The 26,123-nt window shown below is 66.3% G+C and carries 26 protein-coding genes; 15 read left to right on the top strand and 11 right to left on the bottom strand.

Annotated features, from left to right (window positions below; genetic code table 11):
• Window positions 1-7: 7 nt before the first annotated feature.
• Both QGN30_RS20730 and QGN30_RS20725 read left to right on the top strand, forming a co-directional pair.
• A complete protein-coding gene (locus QGN30_RS20730; protein ID WP_038535582.1) occupies window positions 8-1,201 on the top strand; it encodes an acyl-CoA dehydrogenase family protein in 1,194 nt (397 codons plus the stop codon).
• A 4-nt stretch (window positions 1,202-1,205) separates the two neighbouring features.
• Complete coding sequence (locus tag QGN30_RS20725) at window positions 1,206-1,892, top strand: GntR family transcriptional regulator (protein WP_036458492.1); 687 nt, start codon at window positions 1,206-1,208, stop codon at window positions 1,890-1,892.
• Here QGN30_RS20725 and QGN30_RS20720 read toward each other — a convergent pair.
• A complete protein-coding gene (locus QGN30_RS20720) occupies window positions 1,889-2,845 on the bottom strand; it encodes a GlxA family transcriptional regulator (protein WP_038535585.1) in 957 nt (318 codons plus the stop codon). The two genes, QGN30_RS20725 and QGN30_RS20720, sit on opposite strands and share 4 nt — an antisense overlap.
• A 75-nt stretch (window positions 2,846-2,920) precedes the next feature.
• Between QGN30_RS20720 and QGN30_RS20715 the strand changes: the two genes are divergently transcribed.
• The 3 genes from QGN30_RS20715 to QGN30_RS20705 all read left to right on the top strand — a co-directional run bounded on the left by QGN30_RS20715 (window position 2,921) and on the right by QGN30_RS20705 (window position 4,324).
• Window positions 2,921-3,577: a DJ-1/PfpI family protein gene (locus QGN30_RS20715; protein ID WP_009952875.1), complete on the top strand. Its 657-nt coding sequence runs from the start codon at window positions 2,921-2,923 to the stop codon at window positions 3,575-3,577.
• A 1-nt stretch (window position 3,578) separates the two neighbouring features.
• Entirely contained in the window at window positions 3,579-3,887 is a 309-nt protein-coding gene (locus QGN30_RS20710) for a hypothetical protein (protein ID WP_009952877.1), read from the top strand.
• A 74-nt stretch (window positions 3,888-3,961) separates the two neighbouring features.
• Window positions 3,962-4,324, top strand: coding sequence for a hypothetical protein (locus QGN30_RS20705; protein WP_026071500.1), 363 nt, complete (start codon window positions 3,962-3,964; stop codon window positions 4,322-4,324).
• Here the strand turns inward: QGN30_RS20705 and QGN30_RS20700 are convergent.
• The 6 genes from QGN30_RS20700 to QGN30_RS20675 all read right to left on the bottom strand — a co-directional run bounded on the left by QGN30_RS20700 (window position 4,321) and on the right by QGN30_RS20675 (window position 11,378).
• Window positions 4,321-5,850 (bottom strand): class I adenylate-forming enzyme family protein, encoded by a 1,530-nt coding sequence (locus tag QGN30_RS20700; RefSeq protein WP_014382110.1) that lies wholly within the window; start codon window positions 5,848-5,850, stop codon window positions 4,321-4,323. The genes QGN30_RS20705 and QGN30_RS20700 overlap by 4 nt on opposite strands.
• Entirely contained in the window at window positions 5,843-7,384 is a 1,542-nt protein-coding gene (locus tag QGN30_RS20695; protein WP_026071499.1) for a class I adenylate-forming enzyme family protein, read from the bottom strand. The genes QGN30_RS20700 and QGN30_RS20695 overlap by 8 nt, the downstream gene beginning before the upstream one ends.
• Window positions 7,374-8,843, bottom strand: coding sequence for a class I adenylate-forming enzyme family protein (locus tag QGN30_RS20690; RefSeq protein WP_038535589.1), 1,470 nt, complete (start codon window positions 8,841-8,843; stop codon window positions 7,374-7,376). Before QGN30_RS20690 ends, QGN30_RS20695 begins: the two co-directional genes overlap by 11 nt.
• Complete coding sequence (locus QGN30_RS20685; protein WP_198347166.1) at window positions 8,843-9,655, bottom strand: enoyl-CoA hydratase/isomerase family protein; 813 nt, start codon at window positions 9,653-9,655, stop codon at window positions 8,843-8,845. The genes QGN30_RS20690 and QGN30_RS20685 overlap by 1 nt, the downstream gene beginning before the upstream one ends.
• Entirely contained in the window at window positions 9,646-10,458 is an 813-nt protein-coding gene (locus QGN30_RS20680; protein ID WP_014382113.1) for an enoyl-CoA hydratase/isomerase family protein, read from the bottom strand. The genes QGN30_RS20685 and QGN30_RS20680 overlap by 10 nt, the downstream gene beginning before the upstream one ends.
• A gap of 98 nt (window positions 10,459-10,556) precedes the next feature.
• Window positions 10,557-11,378 carry an enoyl-CoA hydratase/isomerase family protein gene (locus QGN30_RS20675; RefSeq protein WP_038535591.1) on the bottom strand — a complete coding sequence of 274 codons (822 nt, stop codon included), beginning with the start codon at window positions 11,376-11,378 and terminating at the stop codon, window positions 10,557-10,559.
• Between the two features lie 314 nt (window positions 11,379-11,692).
• On the opposite strand from QGN30_RS20675, the gene QGN30_RS20670 reads away from it, so the two are divergent.
• Both QGN30_RS20670 and QGN30_RS20665 read left to right on the top strand, forming a co-directional pair.
• On the top strand, window positions 11,693-12,376 hold the full coding sequence (locus QGN30_RS20670) for a hypothetical protein (RefSeq protein ID WP_038535593.1): 684 nt from the start codon (window positions 11,693-11,695) through the stop codon (window positions 12,374-12,376).
• A complete protein-coding gene (locus tag QGN30_RS20665; protein ID WP_020188779.1) occupies window positions 12,373-13,269 on the top strand; it encodes an enoyl-CoA hydratase/isomerase family protein in 897 nt (298 codons plus the stop codon). Before QGN30_RS20670 ends, QGN30_RS20665 begins: the two co-directional genes overlap by 4 nt.
• Window positions 13,270-13,287: 18 nt before the next feature.
• Here QGN30_RS20665 and QGN30_RS20660 read toward each other — a convergent pair whose 3' ends face one another.
• On the bottom strand, window positions 13,288-14,088 hold the full coding sequence (locus QGN30_RS20660; RefSeq protein WP_014379615.1) for a TetR/AcrR family transcriptional regulator: 801 nt from the start codon (window positions 14,086-14,088) through the stop codon (window positions 13,288-13,290).
• Between the two features lie 192 nt (window positions 14,089-14,280).
• On the opposite strand from QGN30_RS20660, the gene QGN30_RS20655 reads away from it, so the two are divergent.
• Complete coding sequence (locus QGN30_RS20655) at window positions 14,281-15,078, top strand: SDR family NAD(P)-dependent oxidoreductase (protein WP_014382116.1); 798 nt, start codon at window positions 14,281-14,283, stop codon at window positions 15,076-15,078.
• A 52-nt stretch (window positions 15,079-15,130) separates the two neighbouring features.
• Window positions 15,131-16,147: a dihydrodipicolinate synthase family protein gene (locus QGN30_RS20650; protein ID WP_038535596.1), complete on the top strand. Its 1,017-nt coding sequence runs from the start codon at window positions 15,131-15,133 to the stop codon at window positions 16,145-16,147.
• Window positions 16,148-16,209: 62 nt separating this feature from the next.
• Here QGN30_RS20650 and mbp1 read toward each other — a convergent pair whose 3' ends face one another.
• Entirely contained in the window at window positions 16,210-16,449 is a 240-nt protein-coding gene (gene mbp1, locus QGN30_RS20645) for a microaggregate-binding protein 1 (RefSeq protein ID WP_014382118.1), read from the bottom strand.
• A gap of 263 nt (window positions 16,450-16,712) precedes the next feature.
• On the opposite strand from mbp1, the gene QGN30_RS20640 reads away from it, so the two are divergent.
• From QGN30_RS20640 to QGN30_RS20615, 6 genes are read left to right on the top strand one after another with little or no spacing between them, the layout of a single operon-like run.
• On the top strand, window positions 16,713-17,537 hold the full coding sequence (locus QGN30_RS20640) for an enoyl-CoA hydratase (protein WP_014382119.1): 825 nt from the start codon (window positions 16,713-16,715) through the stop codon (window positions 17,535-17,537).
• Window positions 17,538-17,556: 19 nt separating this feature from the next.
• Window positions 17,557-18,759, top strand: a complete 1,203-nt coding sequence (locus QGN30_RS20635; RefSeq protein ID WP_008254956.1) for an amidohydrolase family protein — start codon at window positions 17,557-17,559, stop codon at window positions 18,757-18,759.
• Between the two features lie 22 nt (window positions 18,760-18,781).
• Complete coding sequence (locus QGN30_RS20630) at window positions 18,782-20,407, top strand: acyl-CoA synthetase (protein ID WP_038535599.1); 1,626 nt, start codon at window positions 18,782-18,784, stop codon at window positions 20,405-20,407.
• Window positions 20,404-21,234 (top strand): amidohydrolase family protein, encoded by an 831-nt coding sequence (locus tag QGN30_RS20625; protein ID WP_008254960.1) that lies wholly within the window; start codon window positions 20,404-20,406, stop codon window positions 21,232-21,234. Before QGN30_RS20630 ends, QGN30_RS20625 begins: the two co-directional genes overlap by 4 nt.
• 2 nt (window positions 21,235-21,236) lie before the next feature.
• Complete coding sequence (locus QGN30_RS20620) at window positions 21,237-22,289, top strand: acyl-CoA dehydrogenase family protein (protein ID WP_009957710.1); 1,053 nt, start codon at window positions 21,237-21,239, stop codon at window positions 22,287-22,289.
• A complete protein-coding gene (locus QGN30_RS20615) occupies window positions 22,289-23,482 on the top strand; it encodes an acyl-CoA dehydrogenase family protein (protein ID WP_014379618.1) in 1,194 nt (397 codons plus the stop codon). The genes QGN30_RS20620 and QGN30_RS20615 overlap by 1 nt, the downstream gene beginning before the upstream one ends.
• A 12-nt stretch (window positions 23,483-23,494) precedes the next feature.
• Here the strand turns inward: QGN30_RS20615 and QGN30_RS20610 are convergent, their stop codons facing one another.
• Together QGN30_RS20610 and QGN30_RS20605 are read right to left on the bottom strand one after the other, a co-directional pair.
• Entirely contained in the window at window positions 23,495-24,736 is a 1,242-nt protein-coding gene (locus QGN30_RS20610) for an amidohydrolase family protein (RefSeq protein ID WP_014384116.1), read from the bottom strand.
• An 83-nt stretch (window positions 24,737-24,819) separates the two neighbouring features.
• Entirely contained in the window at window positions 24,820-25,965 is a 1,146-nt protein-coding gene (locus tag QGN30_RS20605; RefSeq protein ID WP_038535603.1) for a thiolase family protein, read from the bottom strand.
• Between the last annotated feature and the right edge of the window lie 158 nt (window positions 25,966-26,123).

Genomic DNA, 26,123 nt, shown 5'->3' with positions numbered 1-26,123 from the left:
ACAGCACATGACCAAACTCGCCCAGACGCTCGGGCTGACCGAAGTCCAGACCGAAATCATCGCCACCGTCCGGCAATTCGTCGAAAAGGAAGTCATCCCCAACGCGGTTGAACTCGAACGCGCCGACACCTACCCGCAGGCCATCGTCGACCAGCTGCGCGACATGGGCCTGTTCGGGCTGATGATCCCCGAGGAGTACGGCGGCCTGGGGGAATCACTGCTGACCTACGCCCTATGCGTCGAAGAGCTTGCGCGCGGGTGGATGAGCGTGTCCGGGGTGCTCAACACCCATTTCATCGTGGCGTACATGCTGCGCCAGCACGGCACCGACGAGCAGAAGCAACGCTTCCTGCCGCGCATGGCGACCGGCGAGACGCGCGGCGCCTTCTCGATGTCGGAACCCGAGCTGGGCTCGGACGTCGCCGCGATCCGGACCCGGGCCCGACGCAACGACGACGGCACCTACACGATCGACGGCCAGAAAATGTGGCTGACCAACGGCGCCACCGCGACACTGGTGGCGACGCTGGTGCGCACCGACGAGGGCTCCGACAAGCCGCACCGCAACCTGACCGCCTTCCTGGTCGAGAAGCCGGTCGGCTTCGGCGAAGTCGTTCCGGGCCTGCGTATTCCGGGCAAGATCGACAAGCTGGGCTACAAGGGCATCGAAACCACCGAGATGATTTTCGACGGCTACCAGGCCGGCGCCGATGACGTCCTCGGCGGGGCGACGGGGCAGGGCTTTTTCCAGATGATGGACGGCATCGAGGTCGGCCGGGTCAACGTGTCGGCGCGGGCTTGTGGCGTCGGGCTTCGCGCTTTCGAGCTTGCGGTGCGTTACGCGCAACAACGCGAGACGTTCGGCAAGCCGATCGCCGAGCATCAGGCCATCGCGTTCCAGCTGGCCGAGATGGCGACCAAAGTCGAAGCCGCACACCTGATGATGGTGAACGCGGCGCGGCTGAAGGACTCGGGGGAGCGCAATGACGTCGCCGCCGGAATGGCCAAGTACCTGTGCAGCGAGTACTGCGCCGAGGTCACCCAGCAGAGCTTCCGGATCCACGGCGGCTATGGCTATTCCAAGGAATACGAGATCGAGCGGCTGATGCGCGACGCGCCGTTCCTGCTGATCGGCGAGGGCACCAGCGAAATCCAGAAGAACATCATCAGCAAGCGACTGCTCGCCGAATATCGGGTGTGACACGATGAGCGTTCCGGATTTCGCTGCGCGGCCGCAACTTTCCGAGGACGTTGCGCGCTTGATCCGCAGCAGGATATTCGATGGGACCTACGCCGCCGACTCGTACGTCCGGCTGGATCAATTGGCAGCGGAGTTGGGCATCAGTGTCACGCCGGTGCGCGAGGCGCTGTTCGCGCTGCGCGCCGAGGGTTTGATCGCCCAGCAGCCGCGCCGGGGTTTCGTGGTGCTGCCGGTCACCGGACGCGATGTCACCGACGTGGCGAACGTGCAGGCGCACGTCGGCGGCGAGCTGGCCGCGCGGGCCGCGGTCAACATCACCGACGATCAGCTACGCGAGCTCAAAGAGATCCAGGCGCAGTTGGAGAATGCCTATGCCGGTGACGAGCATGAGCACACCGTCGGCCTGAACCACGAATTTCACCGGGCCATCAACATCGCCGCCGATTCGCCCAAGCTGGCGCAGCTGATGTCGCAAATCACCCGCTACGCACCCGAATCGGTGTTTCCCGCCATCGAGGGCTGGCCCGAGCAGTCGATGAGGGACCATCGTCGGATCTTGTCCGCGCTGAAAAAGCGTGACGGCGAGCTGGCGCGCGCGGCGATGTCGGAGCATCTCGCCGCCGGCGCGGTCCCGTTGATCGACCACCTCATCGCGCGCGGGGTGGTGACCGGCGGGGACGGATCGCCCTAGCTGGTACCGTCGCCGCCATGGTGGCGAAAGGTGTGCCGATAACTCTGCGGCGGCACGCCGGCCACCCGGCGAAACTGCTCACGGAAATTCGTTGTCGACGCGAAACCCACTTGACACGCGATCTTTTCGATGCTGTCGGAGGTTCTCTCCAACAGTTGCTGCGCGTGCCTGATCCGGACGTTGTTGACCCATTGCATCGGCGTCTGGCCCGTCTCGTGCTTGAACCGGCGATTGAGCGTCCGCTCGCTACTGACCGCCCGGCGCGCAATGTCGCGCAACGCCAGCGGCCGGTGCGCGTTGTTCTCGATCCACACCAGTAACTCATCGAGTTCGGTGCTGGACATGCGGCGGTTTCGGATGATGAATTGCGCCTGGCCACCGCTGCGGTGCAGCGGGGTGACGGCCAGGCGGGCGGCATCGGCCGCCGCGGCCGACCCATAATCGCGGGCGACCAGGTGCAGGCACAGGTCAAGTCCCGCAGACGCTCCGGCCGAGGTGAGGATCTGGCCTTCGTCGATGTAGAGCGCGTCGGCGTCGACCCTTACGGCCGGGTAAGTCGCCGTCAGCAGTTCGGCCGCCAACCAGTGCGTGGTCGCCCGCTTGCCGTCCAGGATTCCCGCGGCGGCCAAGGTGAAGGCGCCGCTACAGATCGATGCGATCCGAATGCCCTTTTCGTACGCGGACTTCAGCGCGACGATCACGTCGTCGCGAACCGGTGCCGCGGCGTCGTTTCGGCCCGGCACCACGATGGTGTCGGCATCGCCGAGCTCAGCCAAGCCGTGGTCCGTCGCGATCCGGATCGGTCCCGCTGTAACGACGGGTTCGCAGCCACACACGCGCACTCGGTAGCCCGGCGCGCCGTCCTCGAAGAAGACCCGGCCGAACACCTCAATCGCAATGGCAAGGTCGAACGCGATGGCATCGGGCTCAACCAGAATCGCGACAGCATGCATGGGTTGGCAATATACCGGCGCAACGTGGCAATCCAGCCACTGTTCTCCGGTGCGGCGATGGGTGACCATAGCCGGGTGCATGCGCAAATCGTGTTGTACGACGGGTTCGACCCGTTCGACGTCATCGCTCCGTTCGAAGTCCTGGCCGCCGGTGCCGAGATGGTCGCGGGCGACCTAGCGGTGACGTTGGTGGCGGCCGAGGGGCCCCGCGCCGTGATCAGCGGTACCCGCGGGCTGGCGCTGGCCGCCACCGCCGCGATCGATCCGGCTGATCGCGGCTGGGTGATCGTGCCCGGTGCCAGCGGACCGACCGTCGGGGATCCCGACGACGGTGTCGACACCATCCCGGTGGTCTTGGCCCGGGCGGCCCAGACCGCGCTGACCCCGCTGTTACACAAGGCCGCTGCCAACCCGGAGGTGATTCTGGCCGGGGTGTGTGGCGGCTCGATCATCATGGCGATGTCCGGACTGATCGAAGGCCGCCACGCGGTCACGCATCATCTGGGGTTGGAGCTGCTCGAGGCCGCAGGTGTGCATCCGGTCGCGGCCCGTGTCGTCGACGATGGAGATCTGATTACGGCGGGAGGCGTGACGTCGGGCCTCGATCTCGCACTGCATCTGCTTGATCGTGGCTATGGTCCTCGAGTCGCGCACGCTGTCGAGCAACTCTTCGAATACGAACGGCGGGGCACGGTATGGCGACCGGTGGGCCGGGAACCGCTGGAGGTTTAGGGTGAGCATCCAGGGCGACTGGGACGTGACGATCAAGACCCCGATCGGCACGCTGGCAGTGCTGTACGCGTTCACCGAGTTGCGCGGTGGGCTGACGGGCACCGCGACGTACAGGGACGAAACGGTTGCGTTGCAAGACTTTACGAGCGAGTCGACCGAGGGTGGTACCCGGCTGCGGTGGCGACAGGGGGTGACCAAGCCGATGCGGCTGAATCTGGCCTTTGACGTGCTCGTCACGGGTGACGTTCTGAGCGGTCACTCGCGTGCCGGTCGGCTACCGAAGTCGGCGGTATCCGGAGCTCGTCGGTAGGCATCGCCTTCTCTTGTAGCAAAGCCCACTGCGGCATACGCTGCCATCAGGGTGGGCAACGAATGGAGAAGGAGATGGCTCCAGCGTCTCGTGCCGTGGCCGGATTCGTTGCGTGCGTGACAGCGATCGCATTCGCGGCGCCCGCACATGCCGACCTACTCGACCCGATTCCCGGCAACGGCGTGTTTGTCGTGGGGCCCGATATCGCGCCGGGGCTCTACCACACGGGCGGCTCGGGTTCGGCCTTCGGCGTGTGGATAAACAATGTGCCGACCCAGGACTCGATGTGTTCGTGGTTCACCTACAGCACGCCCGATGCGAACAAGGACCATGTGCTGCAGACGAATACCTCCATCGGTCCGATGTACGCGAACATCAATTCCGCGGTCAAGGCCTTCGAGTCGCAGAATTGTCAACCCTGGACGCGGGTCCCCTAGGGCTGATTCGCGTCGATCAACATCTGCCGCAGCCGGCGGACGTCGACCTTCCCGGTGCCGCCCCGTGGAACGTCGTCGCCGGAGTGCAGCAGCAGCCACACCGTGGGTACCTTGAAGGCGCTCAGCAACTTTCGCGCCGACGCATGAAGTTGGTCGCGGGTGAGCGCGTCGTCGCATACCACCGCCGCGCCGACCCGTTCGCCCGCGGCGCCGGGCACGCTGGTGACAAAGGCGTGGTCGACCCCGTCAATGGTGCGCAGCGCGCGCTCGACCTCGCTGGGGTAGACGGTCGCTCCGCTGACCTTGAACATGTCGTCGGATCGCCCGTGGTAGAACAGGAATCCCTGCTCGTCGAGGTGGCCGAGGTCACCGGTCGAATAGAAGCCGTCGGGGGTGAAGAGCTCTTCGCGCCGGCGCCCGCAGATGCCCCGCAGCGTGTGCGGTCCACGGATCTGGATCATGCCGGCGGTTCCCGTCGCGACGGGCATACCGCTTTCGGGGTCCACGATGCGGACTTCCATGCCGGGAAACGGCTTTCCGCAGCTGCCCCACGCCGTGGCGGGCATGTCCGTGTCGGCGGGGTAGCCGCAATACGGCCCGAATGCCTCGGTCATGCCGAACAGCGTCGCGCGCGCCCCGGGCCGAGCGCGCTGCTCGGGCGGCAACAGGGCTTCCAGGCTGCCGGGTCGCAGCGCCGAGAGATCCACGCCGACCGAGCCGGCGTGCCGCGCAAGCGCCTCGGCCTGATCGGGCCAGCCACGAAACAGGGTGACCCGTTCGCGCTCCAGCAGTCTCAGCGTGGTTTCGGGCCGGGGCAATTCTTCGGTCACCAGGGTGGCGCCGGCAAGCAGGACGGACAGGATTCCGCTGCCGAACCCGCCCACCCAGAAGAACGGCATCGGCAGATACAGGCGCGTTTCGCCGCTGATGCAGCGCGCGGCCAGCCCCGATTGCACGGCGCCCAGCGCATTGCCGTGGGAGTGCAGGACGCCCTTGGGTGATCCGCTGCTGCCCGAGGTGAACATGATGACCAGCGCGTCGGCGGGGGTGACCGTTTCGGTCATGGCATCGATGATCCGGCGGGCCCGGTCACTCGCGGGGGCGCTGTCGAGCTGATCGGTCGACCAAACCTGTTGCAACGCCGGAATTTCGGACTCGGGCACCGCCTTGAGGTCGTCGAGGTAGCGATGGCCGCGAAACTCTTCGACGCTCACCAGGAACTGGACGGCGGCGACCCGCAATTGCGCGACGAGTTCGCCGGCCTGCAGCAGCGTGCTCAGCGGCACCAGGACGGCGCCGATGCGTGTCAGGGCGACGGCGATCTGTACCCAGCGGGTGCCGTTGGGCATGATCAACCCGACCCGGGAGCCCTTGCCCACGCCCGCTTCCACAAACACGGCCGCCAGTTCCCTTGTGGTGGAGTCGAGTTCGCGGTAGCTGAGCCGCGAGGTGGGATCGATCACCATCGGTGTATCCGCGTCGTGCCGGGCCCGAAACCGCACCAGTTCGTCGATGGTGCTAGGCATCGAAAAGCTTTCTCAGCCGCCGCGTGTCGACCTTGCCGCTGGACAACAGCGGGACATCGGCGCGGGACAGGGAGACAAACCGTTTGGGAATCTTGTACGACGACAGCTCCGCCTTGAGCCGTTCCCGCACGGCCGACTCGTCGAAATCCGGCTGCACGACCACCGCCGCGACCAGCTCGCCCCGTTGGGTATCGGGCACGCCCACCACGTAAGCCTCGGCGCCGGTGACCCGGGTGATCGCCTGCTCGACCTCGGCCGCCGAGACGTTGGCGCCCGCCGTCTTGACCATCGCGCTGAGCCTGCCGACGAAGTAGACGAATCCGTCGTCGTCGGTGCGCACCAGATCGCCGGTGTGAAACCAGCCGTCGGCGTCGAAGCACTCCTCGCGAGAGCGCTTGTAGTAGCCCTGCATCACGTACGGTCCGCGGATGCAGAGTTCACCGACTCCGGAGGCGTCCTGATCGACGATCATCGTCTCGAAGCCGGGCGCGGGCTTGCCGAATGATCCCCGCCGCGTCTCGGGCTGGTCGGATTCGTCCTCGCTGATCAGGACGACGCTGCCGGCCTCGGTCATCCCGAGCATGTTGTGCCGCAGCTCCGGGTCGGCGGGGCGGGTGTCGGGGGCCATGATCGGGTAGAGGTTGCCGCGCCGCATCGACGACAGATCACGCTCGGCGTAGCTGGGGTGCTCGGCGAGGTGAGCGATGCCGGCCGCGAACCCGTTGGTCATGGTGGGTCGTTCGGCCTCCAACAGGTCGAGCGTGGCCCCGGCGTCGATGGCGTTGGAGCAGACCAGGGTTGATCCGGCCACCAGGGTGGCCAGCAGGCCGAACGCGAACCCGCCGATCCAGAAGAACGGCGAATTGCAGAACAGCTTGTCCGAAGCGGTCAGGCCGCGGATCGCGTTGAGGTTCCGCTGATGTCCGAGCAGTGCGCCATGCGTATGCACTACCCCTTTGGGGGCACTGGTTGACCCGGACGTGTAGACGATCGCCAGCGGATCGCAGTCGTAGACAACGTCTTCGCTCGCCCGCAGCAGCGCCCCGTCGACGCTGCCGGCCAGCGCGCGCACCGCGTCGTGCGCAAACGCCACGTGGCGCAGCTGCGGCACCGCGGCGCAAAACAAGCGGTCGCCGAAATCGAGGTCGGCCCGCGGAATCACCTCGGACAGTCGCTGCACATAGTTGTGAGACCGAAAAGACCCGGCGCTCAGCAGGATTTCGACGTCGCTGTCGACCAGCTGCTCGCGCAGTTCCCGGGCGGTGACGAACGTGGAGAACGGGACCACCACGGCACCGATTCGCGCCGCCGCCAGCATGCCGACGACGAAGTCGCTTCCGTTCGGGTGCAGGAGGCCCACATGGGTTCCCTTACCGGCGCCGAGGGCGATCAGGCCGCGGGCGAGCTCCGCCGACCGGTGATCGGCTTCGGCGTATCCGATGCGGTCGCCGTCGCAGACCAGCAGCGGGTGATCCCCGCGCGCCCGGGCCTGCTGTCGCAACGTCGCGGCGACCGTCACAGGATCAGCGCGCATGGTTGCGCGGCGCCGCGAGCTCGCGGAAGTGTTCCTGGATCGCGCCGAGATCGGGTTTGCCCGACGGCGTTCGCGGAATGGCGTCGACGATCGCGATCTCGGTCGGAATCTCATAGCGCGCCAAGCGCTCTCGCAGATGCACCACCAGCGCGTCGGCGTCGGCCGCACCCGGCTCGCGCAGTTCGACCATGGCGACCGGCGTCTCTCCGAGCCGCTCGTCGGGCCGGGCGATGACCGCCGCGCCGGCCACCGCGGGGTGGCTCTCCAGCGCGGCGCGAACGTCGTCGGGCATCACTTTGAAGCCGCCGCGGATGATCGCCTGGTCGGCGCGGCCGACAATCCAGAGGAACCCGTCGGCGTCGATGCGTGCCATGTCCGTGGTTCGCATCCATTGCGCGGCCGGCCCCAGCTGGCCCGGCTTGACCTCCAGCAGGCCGACTTCGTCTGGGCCGAGCGGTGTTCCGTCGTCGGCTACCACCCTGAGCTGAGCGCCCGGATTGGCCCGGCCGACGCTGCCTCGTTTGGCTCGCCAGTACCGCTGATGGTCGGGAAGGGTCCAGCCCGCCACGCCGCCCCCGAACTCGGTTGCGGCATAGGAGGTCAGCACCGGGATGCCGTACTTATCGGTGAAGGCGTCGGCATCATCGGCCGACAGCGGCGCCGTGCCGCAGGTGACGGCCCGGACGCTGTCCAGGTCGGCCGGCGACACGTCCGAGTGCAAGACCGTGCGCAGGGCCGCCGGTACCAGCGATACGGCGCGGGGCCGGTGGGTGCGCACCGCCTCGACCCATGCGTTCAGCTCGAATCGCTCCAACAGCACGAACGGTCGGGCCTCGGCGATGCACTGCAGCACGCGGAATACCCCGCCGATGTGCACCAGCGGCGAGTTCACGATGGCGACGCCGCGCCGCAGCTCGGTGGGTGCCGGCGCGCGGTCGGGTTCGGAGCCCATCACGCTGCGCGCCAACATGTCGTAGGTCAGGTCGATTCGCTTGGGTGGACCCGTCGTGCCGCTGGTCAACATGCGCACCGCGACACCGGTCGACGGGCCTGGCTCGGCGCCGGGTTGCCCGGACACGTCGACGTGGTCGGCCGGTCCCGAGATCGCGACCGTCGGGATGCCCGGCGTCACCAGTGCCGTCAGATCGTCGCGCTCGCCGACGATCAATCCAAGCTGCAGCCTCGCGATATCGGCCTTGGTGCGCTCGTCGCCGCGCGACGGGTTGATGACCGCGACGGTTCCGCCGCCCAGCAGCACACCCAGAAAGGCCGCCACGTGCCCCGGCCGGTTGCGCAGCAGCATCCCGACCTCGGCGCCGGCGCTCAGGCCGGCGATGCGCTGCGCCAGGGTGCCGACCTGCTCCCACGAGATCCATTGGCCGACATACTCGATGGCGCGTGAGTCTGGTTCGAGGTCGAGCACATCGGCGATGCGTTGGATGAGCGGGTGACGCGGCATCAGCGGATCTTCGGTGTGCGTTTGGTGGCCCGGTCGCCGGGAGTCTGCTGCGCGGCCAGTTCCGCGGTGCCCAGCGGGTTTCCCAACCGGGTGTAGATGAGGCCCTGTTCCAGCGCGGCGCGATACGGCTTGTCCAGCGACTCCCAAATCGCTTTGACCGTGCCCTGAGTCGCCGTTGGCGGCTTGGCGGCGATGGTCGCCGCGATCTCGTGGGCGCGATCCCAGAGCTGGCCGGAAGCGACGACCTCGGAGACCAATCCGATGCGCAGCGCGGTGTCGGCGCTGACCCGCTCGTCGTTGCCCATCAGGGCGATGCGCAGCGTCTCGCCGAGGCCGACGCGGCGCATCAGGCCGATCGGCTCCAGCGCGCAAACCAGGCCGGCCGACACGTGGGAGTCGAAGAACGTGGCGTCTTCCGAGCAGATGACCACGTCGGATTCGTTGATAAAGTAGAACGCGCCGGCGGTGCACATCCCCTGGACCGCGCAGACCACCGGCTTCCACATTTTCTGCCATTTGGGACTCAGGGCTTCGCCGGGATCTTCGTGGTTCCAGATGTTTTCGGGCTGCCCATAGGGCGTCTTGATGTCCAGTCCCGCGCTGAACGCCCGGTCGCCGGCGGCGCGCAGCACCACCGCGTGCACGGACTCGTCGAGTTTGACCGTGTGCCAGGCGCGGGCCATCTCCTCACACATGGTGCGGTTGAACGCGTTCAGCTGCTCGGGCCGGTTCAGGGTGATGGTGGCGACGTGATCGGTGGCGTCGACCTCGAGCAGGATGGTTTCGAAACTCATCGGCTTGTTCACCGGCATTGCCAATTCGGCTTGCGCTTCTCGACGAAAGCCTTGGGCCCCTCGGCCGCGTCCTCGGTCCGCAGCACCCGCTCACGGAAGGTTTCGGCGAGTATCTCCGCCTCGTGCAGCGGCACATTCAGGCCCTTGAGGATCGCCAGGCGGGTGCCCCGGACGGCCAGGGGCGCATTGGAATTGACGATGTCGGCGATCTCGTGGGCCCGGTCCAGCAGGCGGTCGTGCTCGACGACCTCGCTGATCAGTCCCAGCTCATAGGCGCGCTCCGCGCTCATCCGCTCGTGCTTGCCCATCAGGGCCATCCGCAGGGCGATCGAGCGGGGCAGCACGCGGGATACCCGAACCAGTTCGCGGCCGGCCACCAGTCCGATGCTGACGTGCGGATCGAAAAAGGTTGCCTGCTCGGAGGCGATGACGATGTCTGTCGTGGTGACCCAATCCATACCGGCGCCACAACAGATTCCGTTCACCGCGGTCAGCACCGGCTTGGCCGTGGTGCGAAAGGGCGGCGTGCCCTCCTGCGGAGCCTCCCATTGGTCATACGTCGACAGGTACGGCCGCTCGTAGATCACCTTGCCGTCTTCGGGGATCTCCTTGACGTCGGCGCCGGTGCAGAACGCGCGGCCGGTGCCCGTGACGATGGTCAGCCAGACGTTGTCGTCGTTTTCGGCCTCGTCGTAGGCCGCCCGCAGTTCGGTGATCATGTGCGGGCTGAGCGCATTGAGGGCGTCCGGGCGATTGAGGGTGATCGTCGCGGTGTGCCCGTCGACCTCGTACTTGATGGTGTCGAACGAATCAGTGGGCATCGGTCATCCCTTCGCTTTGCAGTGAACGTCGAGTGTGGGGCGTATGGACGTATTCGAGGCAGTTCCCGTGCGTAGGTCCCGCGCTCGACGCCCGAGAGCTAGCGTCCACGAAAGTCCGGATCCCGCCGCTGCCGGAAGGCCTCCAAGCCCTCTTTGAAATCGCCTGTCCGGCAAGATAACTCCAGATTGAACAACTCCTGGTTCAGCGACTGGCCCAGCGTCGCATGCTGTCCGAAGTTCATGGCCTGCTTGGCCAGCCCGATCGCCGCCGTCGGACCGGAGGCCAGCCGGGCAACCAGCTCCTCGGCGGCGCGGTCGAGGTCGGGGCCGCTCACCGACTGGTGAATGAGCCCCCAGTCGGCCGCGTCGTCCCCGCTCACCTTCTCACCGAGCAGCAGCATCCGCCGGGCCCGCGCCAGGCCGACGAGCCGCGGCACCAGCCAGGTGGACCCCGAGTCTGGGCTGAAGCCGCGGTCGAGGAACGGCTCCCAGAACACCGCGTCGTCGGCGGCCACGGTGAAGTCAGCGGCCAAGGCGAGATTGCAACCGAATCCCACGGCCCATCCGCGCACGCTGCACACCACCGGCAGCTGAATGCCTGCGACGAGTTCGATCACGCGGTGAGCGGCATGGGGAACCCGGCGCACCAGATCACCGGTGCGGGGACGTTGGCCGCCGGGATCGTTGGCGGCCACCCAGTCGGAGCCGGCGCAGAAATCGTCTCCGGCCCCGTGGAGGTGTACGGCGCGCAGCGAATCGTCGGACGCGGCAGCTGTCAGCGACTCGACCAGAGTTCCGATCATCAACTGCGTCAACGAGTTACGCCGGGATGGGCGATCAAGCGTCACCCGTAACACCGCACCGTCTCGGTGCACTGTTACCGACCCCTCGGCTCCGGCCGAGCCGGCCCCTTGACTCACCGTCGATCCGGCCTTTCTCCGCCGATACGGTTACCCATACAGTAGGCAATACGATTGATACGCTGTATAAGTTAGCAAGGATACGCTGCCTGCGAAACTACCCAGGTGAAAGAGAGAATCATGGCCCGCGCCGACGACGATGCAGAGCGTAAGCGATGAGGAGGAGTGGCGCCGATGGTCGCGCCGACGACGATGCAGAGCGTAAGCGATGAGGAGGAGCGGCGCCGATGGTCGCGCCGACGACGATGCAGAGCGTAAGCGATGAGGAGGAGTGGCGCCGATGGTCGCGCCGACGACGATGCAGAGCGTAAGCGATGAGGAGGAGTGGCGCCGATGGTCGCGCCGACGACAACGCCAGATTCGGCGAGGCGCCGCTTGACCAGACCGTGGCCGCCGCCGCCGCCATGCGCCGCCTGAGCTCGCTGCTGGTGTCGCTGGAACATCCGCACCCGGCGGTGGATGCCATGTTGGAGAAGTTCACCGAGTGGGAGCGCGAGTTGTCGGCCGCCGCGCCGGCGGACAACGCACCGCGCATCGGCGAACTGCCCGACGATCCCCGGCGCGTCTACCTCAATCACGCCACCGACATCGGCGCCTACAACCCGTGTTTCCCCGAGTACCAGTTCACCGAATTCGATGCCGAGAAGGCAACGGGAGGAGTCGAATTCCCGGTGATCTACGAAGGGCCACCGGGACTGGTGCACGGCGGATTCCTGGGCGTCTTCTTCGACTGCGTGATCCAGCACCACAATTGCGTCACCGGCCTTTCCGGCAAAACCCGGTCCTTGGCCGTGACGTTCCGCAGACCGACACCGGTGTTGACGGAGCTGCGATTCGACATCGCGCGCTCGGAAGGCGAACGGGGTATCACGTCGACCGCGCGACTGTGGCTCGACGACGAAGTGCTGTGTACGGGCGAGGTCAACACGTTGGCGTCACGGCCCGAGAAGCTTGCCGGATCGCGGTTCGGCAGGCGCCGAAAGGAGTCCGACAAATGACCGCTTCGAGCACCTCTGACGATCGCGTGCTCTTCGACATCGATCACGACCGGCGCATCGCGACGGTCACGCTGAACAATCCCCAACAGCGGAACTCCTATGACGCCAGCATGCGCGAGGCCGTCGCCCGTTGCCTGGACCGGGTGGCCGATGACGACGACCTCACGGTGGTGTTGTTGCGCGGAGCCGAGGGAGTCTTCTCCACCGGGGCCGACATGAACAATGCGTACGGGTGGTACGGCGACAAGGTCAAGGCGTCCGACGATGCGGCAGCCAAGCGTCGCCCGAGTCAGCGTCGACGACTTGCCGTGGACCGCAAGTCTTTTGGCTTCTATCACAATTTCATGGGTTTTCCCAAGGTCACGGTGGGGGAGATCGCCGGCTACGCGCTGGGTGGCGGCTTCGAGATGGCCCTGATGACCGATATCTCCGTCATCGCGCGGGACACCAAGATCGGCATGCCGGCAACCCGCTTCCTGGGCCCCGCGCTGGGCAGCTTGCACATGTTCTTCCACCGGCTCGGCCCGGTGCTGGCGCGACGCCTGCTGTTGACCGGTGACATCATCGAGGCGGGCGCGATCGAACATCTCGGAATCTTCACGGACACCTGCGATCCCGGCGCGGTGACCGCCCGGGCGCGCTACTGGGCCGAGAAGGCGGCGAAGATGCCGGCCGACGGGGTCGTCATCGCCAAGGAGGCGTTCCGGCTTGTCGAGCAGAGCCAGGCGTATCAGGGTGAGGAGGTCGCCAGCTACCTGTTCCACGCCTTCGGCACCAACCTGCAATTCGGGCCGGGCGAATTCAACTTCGTCAAGACCCGCGCCCAGCACGGCGCCAGGGAGGCCTTCCGGCTACGCGACGAGCACTTCCACGTGCCCGAACCCGAGGCGTGACAAGCGGTTTCGGTTAGGTCAGCGATTCGCCGGCGCCTTGGACCGACCTCGCGCGGTCGACGACTTGCGCTGGCGGCTCGCCCCCGCCTTGCCTTTGGCTGCGTTGCTCTCGTCGATCAGCCTGCTGGCGTGATCGAGGATGCAGGTGAGGCCGTACTCGAAATTGGTCTCGTCCGGGGCGCCGATGCGGTGCCCGATTCGGGTGACTTGGGAAAGGAGCGGGGTCTTTTCGGGGTCGATGGCAACGGCGTCCTCGATGGCGCGGGGTCCGATATCCGACGACTGGTTTTTTTCGTACAGCCGTTGCAGCACCACTGATCCGCGGACGTGAACCGAAACCGCCGAATAGGTGTCGAACGCGTCCTCCGGCGACAAGCCGGCCTCGACCAGATTGGAAACTGCCTTTTCCATCTCCTGTGCGCCCATCCGTGCCGCTTTCGGAGACAGTGCCGCGCGAATCAGAATCAGGTCGCACAGAATTGGGTTGCCCATGAACGTCTTACGCATCAAGCGCGCGTGGTTGCGCAGGGTTTCCCGCCAGTCGCTGGCTTCGACATAGGGAGTGGCGAACACGTACTTGCTCAGGGCGCGGTCAGTCATCGCGTTGAGCAGGTCGTCCTTCTTGCGGAAGTACCAGTAGATGCTCGTCACACCCACGCCGAGATGTTTGCCGAGCAGCGGCATGCTCAGGTTGTCGATCGACACCTCCTCGGCGAGTTCGAATGCGCCGCTGATGATGTCGTCGGGATTGATGGACCCGCGTTCGCGTCGCTGACGCTTATCGGCGGTTGCCTGTTTTGCCACTACGGGCACCTCCATCAAAATCTGTTTCGTGCATGAGGTCTGCCGGCCGTGTTGCCGGTAAAATCGAATTTACCGGCTCTTCGGTACTGACCTGCGTATACGCTTTCGTGTCGTAATTTCCCTCTGCTACTGTAATACCTATCGTAGGCTTTTTGGTAAATCGGCTGGACAGGCGAAAATGGCCAGGTTAGAGCTGCGGGTCAAGCAATGGATCTAGGGCTGGCAAACGCCGCCGCGGTGGTGGTCGGCGGTAGCCGCGGCATGGGTTTGGCCACCGCGCGCTGCCTTGCCGACGAGGGGGCCCGGGTAGCGGTCGTCGGGCGCAGCCGTGACGCGCTGGATTCCGCGGTGACCGATCTCACGCAACGGGGTAGCCCGGACGCCCTCGGGCTCGTCGCCGATATCGGCGACGACGCCGCCGTCGGCACGGCTTTCGGTGAGCTTTCCCAGCGCTGGGGCGGCGAACTCAACGCTCTGGTCATCACGGTGGGGCCGGGCGCCGCGGGTACCTTCGAGGATTTGACCGACGACCAATGGCGTCAGTCGGTTGAAGACGGGGTGCTGGGCGTGGTGCGCTGTGTGCGGGCGGCGCTACCGCTGCTGCGTAAGGCGCAGTGGGCGCGGATCGTGAACTTCTCGGCGCACTCGACTCAGCGACAAAGTGTCATGCTGCCCGCGTACACGGCGGCGAAATCGATGCTGACGAGCGTATCGAAGAACCTGTCCCTGCTGCTGGCCAAGGACGAGATCTTGGTCAACGTGGTATCGCCGGGCAGCATCGCATCGGAATCACTGGTCGGCTGGGCGAATTCGGTCGGCGTCGACGGCCATGATCCCTATGCCCTGATGGAGGCCATCGGCAAGCATTTCGGTCATCCCGCGCACATGCCACGGGCGGGCCTCCCCGAGGAAATCGGCCCGGTCGCAGCGTTTCTCGCCTCGTGCCGCAACTCCTACATGACCGGAGCCAACATCAACGTCGACGGCGGTTCGGACTTCACCTGACTTCCCTGACCGTGGGTCGAAGAAATCGATTGGCAGACAGAAGGAGTCGACTGTGGCTACGGCAGCAGAGGCACGCGCGTGGGCGCCCGACGCATTGCGGGGGATCGGTGACTCCCTCTACACCCCGTTCTGCGGGACCGACGGCGACGACATCGACTGGGACGCCTACCGGACACTGGTGCGCTACTGCGTCGGTGATCTCGGGCACCCGATGTTGTGGTGCACCAGCGGCATTGCCGAATTCTGGTCGCTGACCCTCGACGAGCGGAAACGCCTGCTGGAGGTTGCGGTAGAGGAGGCGCGCAGCATCAATCCCAGTGTGGTGGTGCAGGCCTGCACGGCGGCGATGGCGGCGAAGGACTGTTTGGATCTGACCCTGCACGCCCAGGAAGCGGGCGCCGACATCGTCTACATCCAGACGCCGATGATGGAGGCCCACGGCGGCGAAGGCGTGCTCCGCTTTTTCCAATACGTGGCTGCGCGCACGAATATCGCTCTGGGCATGTTCAATTCGCCGTCCTCGGGCTACGTGTTGACGCCGGCCGAGAGCGCACGCATCTACCACGAGGTGCCCGCGGTGTGCGCCACCAAGGAGGGCGCCTTCCGGCCGGCGGCCAGCCGCATGCTTCATCAGCTGGCGCCCGGTCTGGCCGTGTGGGAATGCGACAAAACGGTGTACCGGGCGGGGTGGCTGCGCGACGGGATCGTGTGCCCGGCGCAGCTGGGTACCTCGGGCTACCTCTTCGAGACGCCCGAGCGGCGATTGTTCTCCGAGTATTGGGATTTGGTGCAGAGCGACAAGCTCGTCGAGGCCATGGACTACGCCCGCGAATCCGGGTTGGATCAGTTCGACCTCGACGTCGGATCGTGGTGGACGTGCTATCCGGGGCGCGCGGACTACTTCACCCACTGGGGCGGCGCGTTCAAGTACGCCGCGTCGCTGCTGGGGTTGCCCATCGGCGCGTATCCACATTCCCGCCCGCCGCAGGCCGAATTACCCGCGGAGGCGAAGGCCCAGATCGAGCACGCCTACCAGCGCCTGGGTTTGATCCAATCGGTGTTGCAGTAGAAGGGATTACCACGCGAAGCGAGCCCGGTTAGGAACCGGGCCCGCTCGCTCAGTCCGACCGTTTACTGCTGTTCGGCCCGCTCACGCTGCTCGTACGCCTTGGCCTTGCCGCGGGCCTTCTCGGCCGCGGCTTCCTTTTTCCCGGCGCTGCGCTGCGCATCCGCCTTGTCCTGTTGGGCCTTGCCCTCTTCGATCAGGTCGTTGTGGCCGATGATGATGCCGATGACCTGCTTGGTCCTCCCGAGGACGTCTTCCACGATGCCCCGGACGAGTTCGACCGGTCCGCTCTTGGTGTCAACCATTGCCTCTCCTTCCCCCATGTGATGATCGGCTCCTCTACGCGTTCCCGATCCCGGGGTCGACGCAAACATGGGTCAGCGTGTCGATCGCCACATCCCGTCGCCGCCCCTCGGCCTAGGGGGTGATCACGGCGCCAAGCGGACGCCCAAAAACGCTGTTTAGTCGCCGTTCACGGGGGTGTGGGCGCAGTTGTGGAATGCGGTACCGATAGGTATACAGTATGGGTACAAACTCGCCAGTTGGTCAGCTATGAGGGGACGGTCGTATGGGCGCCGCCGACCGTGTGGTCACCGATGAGGCGGTGCTGTATGAAACCACCGAAACCGGTGTTGCGGTCGTGACCTTCAACCGTCCCGAGCGCCTCAACGCCTGGGGCCCCGACATCTCGAGGGGCTTCTACGCAAGCATCGACCGCGCCGAAGCCGACCCCGCGGTGCGGGTGATCGTGTTGACCGGTGCCGGCAAGGGATTCTGCGCGGGCGCGGACCTGGGTGGCGCGGGATCCATCGACGAAAAACTCGGCGACGGCGACACCGACGTCACCAAGCTGGTCGGCGACCGCCACCCGCATTTCCTCACCGAGCTGCGCAAGCCGATCATCGCCGCGGTCAACGGCGCCTGCGTCGGGATCGGCCTGACGCACGCCCTGATGTGTGACGTCCGGTTCGCGGCCGCCGGAGCCAAATTCGCCACCGCGTTCACTCGGCGGGGCTTGATCGCCGAGTACGGCATCTCCTGGATCCTGCCGCGGCTCGCCGGCTGGGGCGCGGCGATGGACTTGCTGTTGAGCGGGCGCACGTTCTTCGCCGAGGAGGCCGCGGAACTCGGACTGGTCAAGGACGTCGTCGCGCCCGAACAACTGATGTCGCACGCCCTGGCATACGCCGACGACATCGCGCGCAATTGTTCACCGGCGTCGCTGGCGGTCATCAAGCGGCAGGCCTACGGGGACGCGCTGCGCGATGTCGCCGATGTCAGCGCCCGTGCCGAATCACTCATGCACGAGTCGCTGCTGCGGCCCGACGTTGTCGAAGGCATCACCAGCTTCCTGGAGAAGCGGCCACCGCGGTTCCCGCCATTGGCCACCTAACCAGCCGGAAAGGAACATCATGACCACCCTGAACTATCGAGCGATCGACGTCGACAATCACTACTACGAACCGTTGGATTCGTTTACCCGCCATTTGGACAAGCGGTTCAAACGGCGCGGTGTCCAGATCGTCAGCGACGGCAAACGCAGCTGGGCCTTGATGGGCGACCGCATCAACCACTTCATCCCGAACGTCACCTTCGACCCGATCATCGTGCCGGGTTGCCTCGACCTGTTGTTCCGCGGCGAGATCCCGGAAGGCGTCGACCCGGCCTCGTTGATGAAGGTCGAGCGGCTCGCCGAGCACCCGGAGTACCAGAACCGCGACGCCCGGATCGCGGTGATGGACACCCAGGACATCGAGACGGTGTTCATGCTGCCGACGTTCGCGTGCGGGGTTGAAGAGGCGCTCAAACACGACATCGAGGCGACGATGGCCTCGGTGCACGCATTCAACCTGTGGCTCGACGAGGACTGGGGCTTCGACCGTCCGGACCATCGCATCATCTCCGCCCCGATCATCTCGCTGGCCGATCCGGTCAAAGCCGTCGAAGAGGTCGAGTTCGTGTTGGCGCGCGGCGCCAAGCTGGTCCTGGTGCGGCCCGCGCCGGTGCCCGGGCTGGTCAAGCCGCGGTCGCTGGGCGATCCCAGCCACGATCCGGTGTGGGCCCGGCTGGCCGAAGCGGGAGTGCCGGTGGGATTCCACCTCTCCGACAGCGGTTACCTGGCGATCGCCGCGCTGTGGGGCGGGAAATCGACCTTCGAGGGCTTTGGCGCGAAGGATCCGCTGGATCAGGTGCTGCTGGACGACCGGGCCATTCACGACACCATGGCCTCGATGATCGTGCACGGCGTGTTCACCCGTCACCCGAAACTCAAGGCGGTCAGCATCGAAAACGGGTCCTACTTCGTGCATCGGCTGATCAAGCGCCTCAAGAAGGCGGCCAATACCCAGCCGCAGTATTTCCCCGAGGACCCGGTGGAGCAGCTGCGCAACAACGTGTGGATCGCCCCCTACTACGAGGACGATCTGCCGGAGCTGGCCGAGGTCATCGGCGTCGACAAGATCCTGTTCGGTTCCGACTGGCCGCACGGGGAAGGACTCGCATCGCCGGTGTCGTTCGCCGAGGAGCTGAAGGGCTTCAGCGAGTCCGATGTTCGAAAGATCATGCGAGACAACGCCCTAGACCTCCTAGGCGTCCAAGTCGGTTCGGCTGCTTGATCACCGGGGCGCGGTTACTTCCGTGAGCGAATGGACCATCGGGGCGGTGCTCGACGAGATCGCCGACGTCATTGGCGACCGGACGATGACGGTGTGCGGCGACCGTCGCAGCACCTTCGCCGAGTCGGCGGACCGCACCCGCCGGCTGGCGAACTTCCTGGCGAGCAAGGGATTCGGCGCGCACCGGGAGCGGGCGGAACTGCAGAACTGGGAATGCGGGCAGGACCGGGTCGCGCTGGTGATGCACAACGATCTGTACCCCGACATGGTCATCGGGTGCCTCAAGGCCCGGACCGTCCCGGTGAACATCAACTACTACTACACCCCGCGCGAGGTCGGTGAACTTCTCGATTACGTGCAGCCCCGGGCAGTCATCTACCACCGCGCGCTGGGCGCCCAGTTCGCCGACGTCCTCGCCCGCGAGGGCGCGGACTTGCTGATCGCGGTCGACGACGGCAGCGAGGCCCCACACCTACCGGGTGCGGTGTCGCTGGAAGACGCCCTGGCGCAAGGGGATACCGACCAGCGCGTCGTCGGGTCGCCGGACGACCTGCTGATGATCTGCACCGGCGGCACGACCGGCCGGCCCAAGGGTGTGCTGTGGCGGCAGTCGGACATCTATGTGTCGTCGATGGTGGGGGCAGACCACGCCTGCGCTGAGGAGATTCACGACAAGGTGCGCGGGGCGGCCGGGGCGCCGTGGTTCGCGGTGTCGCCGCTGATGCACGCCGCCGGCATGTGGACGGCGTTCTCGGCGATCATGGCCGGCACGCCCGTGGTGATGTACGACACCGGCAAAAAGCTCGACCCCCGAACGGTTCTCGAAACGGCGCAGCGCGAGAAGGTCGGCTTGATGACCATGGTCGGCGACGCCTACGCGGCGCCGCTGGTGACCGAACTGCGCCGCGGCTCCTATGACCTGTCGTCGCTGTACGCGATCGGCACCGGCGGCGCCGCGACGAACCCGAAATACCAACGCGCCCTGGTGGAGTTGATTCCCCAGGTCACGGTGATCAACGGGTACGGCTCGTCGGAGACCGGGAACATGGGATTCGGCCACAGCCGGCGCGACACGCAAACCGACACGTTCACCCTGCGGGAGGGTGGACTGGTCCTCTCCGAGGACTACACCCGCTTTCTCCGTCCAGGCGAGGCCGAGGTGGGCTGGGTCGCCAGGGAGGGACGAATCCCGTTGGGGTACTTCAACGATCCCGACGCAACCCGCAAGACCTTTCCCGAGATCGACGGCAAGCGGGTGGTGATATCGGGCGACCGCGCCGCGCTGGAGCCCGACGGCACCCTGCGGCTGTTCGGCCGGGACTCGCTGGTGGTCAACACCGGCGGCGAGAAGGTCTTCGTCGAGGAAGTCGAAGAGGTGCTGCGCGCCCACCCGGCGATCGCCGACGCGCTGGTGGTCGGGCGCCCCAGCGAGCGCTGGGGAGAAGAACTCGTCGCCCTCGTCGAACTCCGGGCAGACGCCGCCGCGACGGCAGACGAGCTGCACACGCTGTGCACCACGCAACTGGCACGGTTCAAGGCGCCCAAGGAATTCCTGTTCGTCGAGCACGTCCAACGCTTGGGCAACGGCAAGGCCGATTACCGTTGGGCGAAACGTCACGCAACAGCAAAGGCGCCGATGTCCACATGAAAGCAATCGATTGCCTGGTCAACGTGCACTTCGGCGAGACCGAGAAGCAACCGACCTGGATGCTCAAGGTGCGTGACGACTACTTCAAGGGGCCGGAGTCCATGTTCGCGCCCGTCGAGCTGACCGAGTTGCTCGACGAAATGGACGCGCACGGCGTGCGCAAGGCCATCCTGATGGACAACCTCGCCAAGCCGTCGGTGACGGCGCGCAAATTCGTCGAGGACAAGCCCGAGCGGTTCGCCCTGGCCATGGGCGGGGTGAACCTGCTGCGGCCGATGCCCTCCCTGCGGGAGCTTACTGCCGTCGTCAACGACCTGCCCGTGGCGTATGCGGCTGTGGGGCCGAGTTTTTGGGGGGACGGCCAGTACCCGCCCAGCGACGCCGTCTACTACCCGCTCTACACCAAATGCGCCGAGCTCGAGCTTCCGCTGTGCATCAACACCGGCATCCCCGGGCCGCCCATCCCCGGGGAGGTGCAAAATCCGATCCACCTCGACCGGGTGTGCGTGCGGTTCCCGGAACTGAAACTGTGCATGATCCACGGCGCGGATCCCTGGTGGGACATCGCGATCAGGCTGCTGATCAAGTACGCCAACCTGCGCCTGATGACGTCGGCGTGGTCGCCGAAACGGTTACCGGAGAGCCTGCTGCACTACATGCGGACGCGCGGTAAGGGCAAGGTGATCTTCGGTTCCGACTGGCCCGTCCTGAAAATGCACCGCGTCGTGCCCGAGGCCGCCGCGTTGGACTTGCCCGCCGACGTCCTCGAAAACTATCTCTACAACAACGCCCAGGAATTCTTCTTCAGTGGCCAGGAGGAACGCTGAGTATGGACCGTTACGAACTACGTAGGCTCGACTACAGCCTGACGTCGGATCATGAGGCGTTGCAGGCCGCGTACCGCGATTTCTTCAAGACGCATTGCCCGATCGAGACCGTGCGCGCCGCGGAGGAGACCGGCTTCGACAAGAACCTCTGGGAGCGGTTGTGCGCCATGGGCGCAACCACGATGGCCGTGCCGGAATCCGCGGGCGGAGACGGCGCGACGCTCGTCGACCTGACGCTCGTGGCCGAGGAGATCGGCCGGTCGCTGGCGCCGGTGCCGTGGATCGACCAGGTCTGCGCCGCGCGCCTGCTGGCCCGACTCGGCGCGGCGGAACCCGATGTGGTCCAGGGCACGCGACTGGCCGCGTTCGATCCCCAGCACGACAGCGCCTCCGGGGCGCGGCTGCTGCCCACCGGGTCGATCGCCGACCAGATCGTCGTGCGCGACGGCGAGGACGTCGTCGCGCTGAGCTTCGGCACCCGCCCGGCGAAGGTGGACAACATCGGTCGGCTGCCGATGGCCTGGGTGGATCCGGCCACCGCCGACACCCGAACCGTCCTGGCCAGCGGCCCTGGGGCGGCGGCGGAATATCAACGCGCGCTGGATGAGTGGCGGGTGCTGTCGGCGGCCGCGTTGGTGGGCTTGGTGGAAGAGACCATGACCATCGCCGCCGAGTTCGCCAAGACCCGCTACACGCTGGGCGTGCCGATCTCGACGCTGCAGGGCATCTCCCATCCACTGGCCAACATCGCCATCACCGTGCAGGGCGGCCGCAATCTGGCGCGGCGCGCGGCCTGGTTCCTCGACAACGAGCCCGACGAACGCCCCGAGTTGGCGCCCTCGGCGTTCGTGTTCATGGCGGAAGAGGCGCCCAAGGCCGCGACCATGGCGGTGCATGTGCAAGGCGGTCTTGGTGTTTCGGCGGAGGCGGCCGCGACGGCCTATCTTGTGCGTGCCCGCGGCTGGGCACTGGCCGGCGGGGATCCCGGGGCCAGCGCGAAGTACATCGGCGAACTCGTCGCGGCGCGCGAAGGCAACTCGAGGAAGGGCGCATAGTGGATTTCTCACGTGTCACGCTGTCCGACGACGATCGGCGTTTCCTCGACGAAGCACGCGAATTCCTGCGCACCCATGTGACCGAGGACGTCAAGCGCCGGGACCGCGAGACCGGCGACAACTTCGACGAAGGGGTGCACCTGGCGCTGGGCGCCGCCGGATACCTGGAACGCGAATGGAAGCCGGAAGCCGAAGGCGGCTTCAGCCGCGTGCATCGCCGCATCTGGGAACTCGAGAAGCGGCGCGCCCACGTGCCCTGGGTGACCTGGGGCACCACCGCCATGGTGGCGCGTTCGGTCGCGCGGTTCGGGTCGAGCGAATTGCGGGACGAGGTGCTGCCGGGCGTCTTCAGCGGGCACGTTCGGCTGTGCCTGGGCTACACCGAACCCGAGGGCGGATCCGACATCGCCACCTGTAAGACCCGCGCGGTGCGGGACGGGAACGGCTGGATTATCAATGGCTCCAAGATGTTTACCACCGGTGCCCACAACTGCCGGTACGTTTTCCTCATCACCAACACGGACCCGACTGCCCCCAAGCACAAGAGCCTGACCATGTTCCTGGTCCCGCTGGACTCCCCGGGCATCGAGATCCAGGGCATCCGCACCGTCGATGGCGATCGCACCAACATCGTCTACTACAGCGACGTGCGCGTCGACGACAAGTACCGGCTGGGCGACGTGAACGCGGGCTGGACGGTGCTGCGCGAGCCGCTCAACGTCGAGCACGGCGCGGTGGCGGCCGCCCCCGACGGGCTACAGGACGTGTCGATCATGATGCATCAGGCCGGGTTCATGGCCGACGCGCTGGACAAGGCCGCGGGTAAGGTGTCAGAGCGGGATCCGAACGGGCGCAGGCTCATTGACGATGCGGCGGTGGCGTACCGGTTGGGGCGCAGCGCGGCGCGCATGGAAGCGGCGCTCAGTGCGCCCAGCATTTTCGGCCGTGTCGCCCTCGCGCAGACGATGCGTGACATCTCCCCGGACCTGATGGACATCCTCGGCACGGCGTCCGCGCTGCCGATCGGCACCGACGGCGCGGCCGACGACGGCGCCGCGGAGTACGTGTTCAGGTTCGCGCCGCTGGTCGGGATCTACGGCGGCACCCTCGAGGTGTTCCGCAACATGATCGCGCAGTACGTGCTGGGCCTGGGCAAGCCGGCCTACGCGCCGGTCGCGCAGAAGGCTTCCTAGCGCTCGGCGGGCTTAACCTGTGCCGGCGAGGGCGGGCGGGTTGACGGCGTCCGGGTCGGGGTTGGCGATCGGCAGGCCCATGAACCGGCGCGCGTTGTCGCCCATGAAGTCATAGGTGCGCCGCTCGTCCATGTTGTCGGCGTATTTCCAGAAGCCCTTGGGTTCGGCGAGGCCTTCGGGGTGCGGGTAGTCGGAGCCGAACAGCACTCGGTCCCATCCCACCGTGTCGACGACGTCGGCCACGCAACCCTCCCAGAACGGGCTCACCCAGATGTTGCGGCGGAACACGTCGTGGGGATGCTCCGGGAAGTTCTGTGGCATCTTCTTGTATAGGTCTTCAAAGTCGTTGAACAACGGGAAGATCCACGAACTGCCGTTCTCGACGCTGGCGATGCGCAGCTTCGGGAACCGGGTCAGGGTCCCGTGGCAGATCAGGCTGGTGATCATGTCGGCAATTTCGCGGTGCCCCAGCACCATCCAGCGAAATGCGCTCATGGCCATGAAATTCTGGGTGTGGGGCGGTTCCCACGTGCCGACGTAATCGTCCAGCGGAGGGTAGCTGGCATGCAGCACGATCGGCAGGCCCGCGGCCTCGACATCGCGCCAGAACGGGTCGAATTCGGGCAGCGCCGGCGACCGCCAGCCGTGGACGCCGTTCACGGGACCCGGTTTGATCAGCGCGGCGCGGACGCCGTTGGCCAGAAGGTAGTCCAGTTCGCGCTGCGCGGCGTCGACCTCAGACAAGTTGATGATGGGTGTGGAGAAGACGCGGTCGCCGTAGTTGTAGGTCCAGTGTTCGGCCATCCACTGGTTCAACGCGTGGATGATCGCCAGTGTGAGCTCGGGGTCGTCGGCCGAGGAGTGCTCGACCAGGCTGGCCAGCGTGGGGTAGTTCAGCGCCTCGACGACACCCTGGCGGTCGAGTTCGGCCACCCGATCGACCGGGTTACGGGTCGCGGCCGGCGCCGCGATGGCCGGTCCCTGCATCTCGCGCAACGTGAGGCCCTCGGTGTTTTCCCCGGCGAAGAACTTCTCGTGCGCGCCGGGGGCCGCGACGCGTTCGAACGTCGGGTTGGGGATGAAGTCACTGACCTTGTTGTTGATCACGATGCGGGTTTGCCGCCCGATCTGGGCGAATTGGACGGCCCGCGAATACCTTTCCGGAAGGTATTTCGTCAGCGCTTCGGGCGTTTCGTACATGTGCTGGTCGGCGTCGAAGATCGGCGCTCCGGTGAATTGGGTGGATTGAGCCACGGGGATGGGTGCCCTTTCTTGCGTGAGCAGATGCAAAAGCACGGAACGCAAAGGCGTGTCGGGTGCTTTGGTGTCTGCTCGCGCTAGGTGGTCAGGATGGTGGCCGCGGCGGTACCGGGCGCACCGTAGAGCTGAGCGAATCCGACGCGTGGTTCACCGGCCACCTGAAGATCGCCGGCTTCGCCGCGGAGTTGGCGCACCAGCTCGTGAATTTGCCGCAGGCCCGACGCCCCGATCGGTTCGCCGTTGGCGATCAGCCCGCCGTCGGTGTTGACCGGCATCGAGCCGGTGATCTCGGTGGCGCCGTCGGCCAGCAGCTTCTCCTGCTCGCCGTCGGCGCAGAAACCGCATTCGGCCATGTGGATGATCTCGGCGCCGGCGTCAGTGTCCTGCAGCTGAATGACGTCGACGTCTTCCGGTGCGACACCGGCCTTTTCGAACGCGGCCTTCGCGGCATACACGGTCGGCGCCACGTCCTCGTCGACCGGGGCGAAGGTGGTGTTCACCTCGTAGGCGCCGTAGCGACGGGTGCGTACCTCGACCGCCCGCACGAAGATCGGCTTGGCGGTGTAGCGGTGCGCGATGTCGGCGCGGCACATGACCACGGCGGCGGCGCCCTCGTCGGGCGCACAGAACATGTACTGGGTGAGCGGGTAATTCAGCATCGTCGAGTTGAGGATCTCGTCTTCGGGAATCGGTTTGCGCCGAAACGCGTTCGGGTTCCGCGCGCCGTTGCGGAAGTTCTTGGCTGCCACCTTGGCCAGCGTCTGCTGGGAGATGCCGTGCTCGTGCAGGTAGCGGTTGGCTTTCATGCCGAAGAACTGGGTGGTGAGGTACTGGCCGTTCTCGGCGTACCAGCGCGGCATCCCGACCAGGGCCGGGTCCTCGGTGAACGCGCCGCGCGGATGCTTGTCCAGGCCGATGGCGATTCCGATGTCGTAGTCGCCCAACCGGATTCCGTCGGCGCAGGCCTTGGCGGCGCTGGCAGCAGTCGCGCAGGCGTTGAACACGTTGGTGAAGGGGATGCCCGAGAGCCCGACCATGCCGACGATGGCATCGGGGTTGGCGACGGTCCAGCTGCCCCCGGTGGCGGCCTGGATGTCCTTCCACTGCACGCCCGCGTCGTCGACCGCGAGCCGAATCGCGTCGACGCCCATCTCCATCGCGGACTTGCCCTCGAAGCGACCGAAGGGGTGCAGGCCCACGCCGATGATCGCGACGTCATTCATTTGCGCCACTCCTCCTCATCACTCCGTTCTGCATCGTCGTCGGCGCGATTCATGTGCGCCACTCCTCCTCATCACTCCGTTCTGCATCGTCGTCGGCGCGATTCATGTGCGCCACTCCTCCTCATCACTCCGTTCTGCATCGTCGTCGGCGCGATTCA

Source organism: Mycobacterium sp. 3-98, assembly GCF_035918355.1.
Classification (GTDB): Bacteria; Actinomycetota; Actinomycetes; order Mycobacteriales; family Mycobacteriaceae; genus Mycobacterium; species Mycobacterium intracellulare.
The sequence above is the reverse complement of the archived record's forward strand: the minus strand, read 5'-3'. Positions and strand labels throughout refer to the sequence as shown.

Bases quoted from the DNA above. Each gene is read 5' to 3' on its own strand.
- QGN30_RS20665 (WP_020188779.1), top strand. From the start codon at position 12,373: ATGACCGCTTCGAGCACCTCTGACGATCGCGTGCTCTTCGACATCGAT.
- QGN30_RS20690 (WP_038535589.1), bottom strand. From the start codon at position 8,843: ATGCCGCGTCACCCGCTCATCCAACGCATCGCCGATGTGCTCGACCTC.
- QGN30_RS20605 (WP_038535603.1), bottom strand. From the start codon at position 25,965: ATGAATGACGTCGCGATCATCGGCGTGGGCCTGCACCCCTTCGGTCGC.
- QGN30_RS20620 (WP_009957710.1), top strand. From the start codon at position 21,237: ATGGACCGTTACGAACTACGTAGGCTCGACTACAGCCTGACGTCGGAT.
- QGN30_RS20640 (WP_014382119.1), top strand. From the start codon at position 16,713: ATGGGCGCCGCCGACCGTGTGGTCACCGATGAGGCGGTGCTGTATGAA.
- QGN30_RS20700 (WP_014382110.1), bottom strand. From the start codon at position 5,850: ATGCCTAGCACCATCGACGAACTGGTGCGGTTTCGGGCCCGGCACGAC.
- QGN30_RS20720 (WP_038535585.1), bottom strand. From the start codon at position 2,845: ATGCATGCTGTCGCGATTCTGGTTGAGCCCGATGCCATCGCGTTCGAC.
- QGN30_RS20680 (WP_014382113.1), bottom strand. From the start codon at position 10,458: ATGCCCACTGATTCGTTCGACACCATCAAGTACGAGGTCGACGGGCAC.
- QGN30_RS20670 (WP_038535593.1), top strand. From the start codon at position 11,693: ATGAGGAGGAGTGGCGCCGATGGTCGCGCCGACGACAACGCCAGATTC.
- QGN30_RS20635 (WP_008254956.1), top strand. From the start codon at position 17,557: ATGACCACCCTGAACTATCGAGCGATCGACGTCGACAATCACTACTAC.
- mbp1 (WP_014382118.1), bottom strand. From the start codon at position 16,449: ATGGTTGACACCAAGAGCGGACCGGTCGAACTCGTCCGGGGCATCGTG.
- QGN30_RS20685 (WP_198347166.1), bottom strand. From the start codon at position 9,655: ATGCCGGTGAACAAGCCGATGAGTTTCGAAACCATCCTGCTCGAGGTC.
- QGN30_RS20660 (WP_014379615.1), bottom strand. From the start codon at position 14,088: ATGGAGGTGCCCGTAGTGGCAAAACAGGCAACCGCCGATAAGCGTCAG.
- QGN30_RS20730 (WP_038535582.1), top strand. From the start codon at position 8: ATGACCAAACTCGCCCAGACGCTCGGGCTGACCGAAGTCCAGACCGAA.
- QGN30_RS20655 (WP_014382116.1), top strand. From the start codon at position 14,281: ATGGATCTAGGGCTGGCAAACGCCGCCGCGGTGGTGGTCGGCGGTAGC.
- QGN30_RS20625 (WP_008254960.1), top strand. From the start codon at position 20,404: ATGAAAGCAATCGATTGCCTGGTCAACGTGCACTTCGGCGAGACCGAG.
- QGN30_RS20705 (WP_026071500.1), top strand. From the start codon at position 3,962: ATGGCTCCAGCGTCTCGTGCCGTGGCCGGATTCGTTGCGTGCGTGACA.
- QGN30_RS20725 (WP_036458492.1), top strand. From the start codon at position 1,206: ATGAGCGTTCCGGATTTCGCTGCGCGGCCGCAACTTTCCGAGGACGTT.
- QGN30_RS20695 (WP_026071499.1), bottom strand. From the start codon at position 7,384: ATGCGCGCTGATCCTGTGACGGTCGCCGCGACGTTGCGACAGCAGGCC.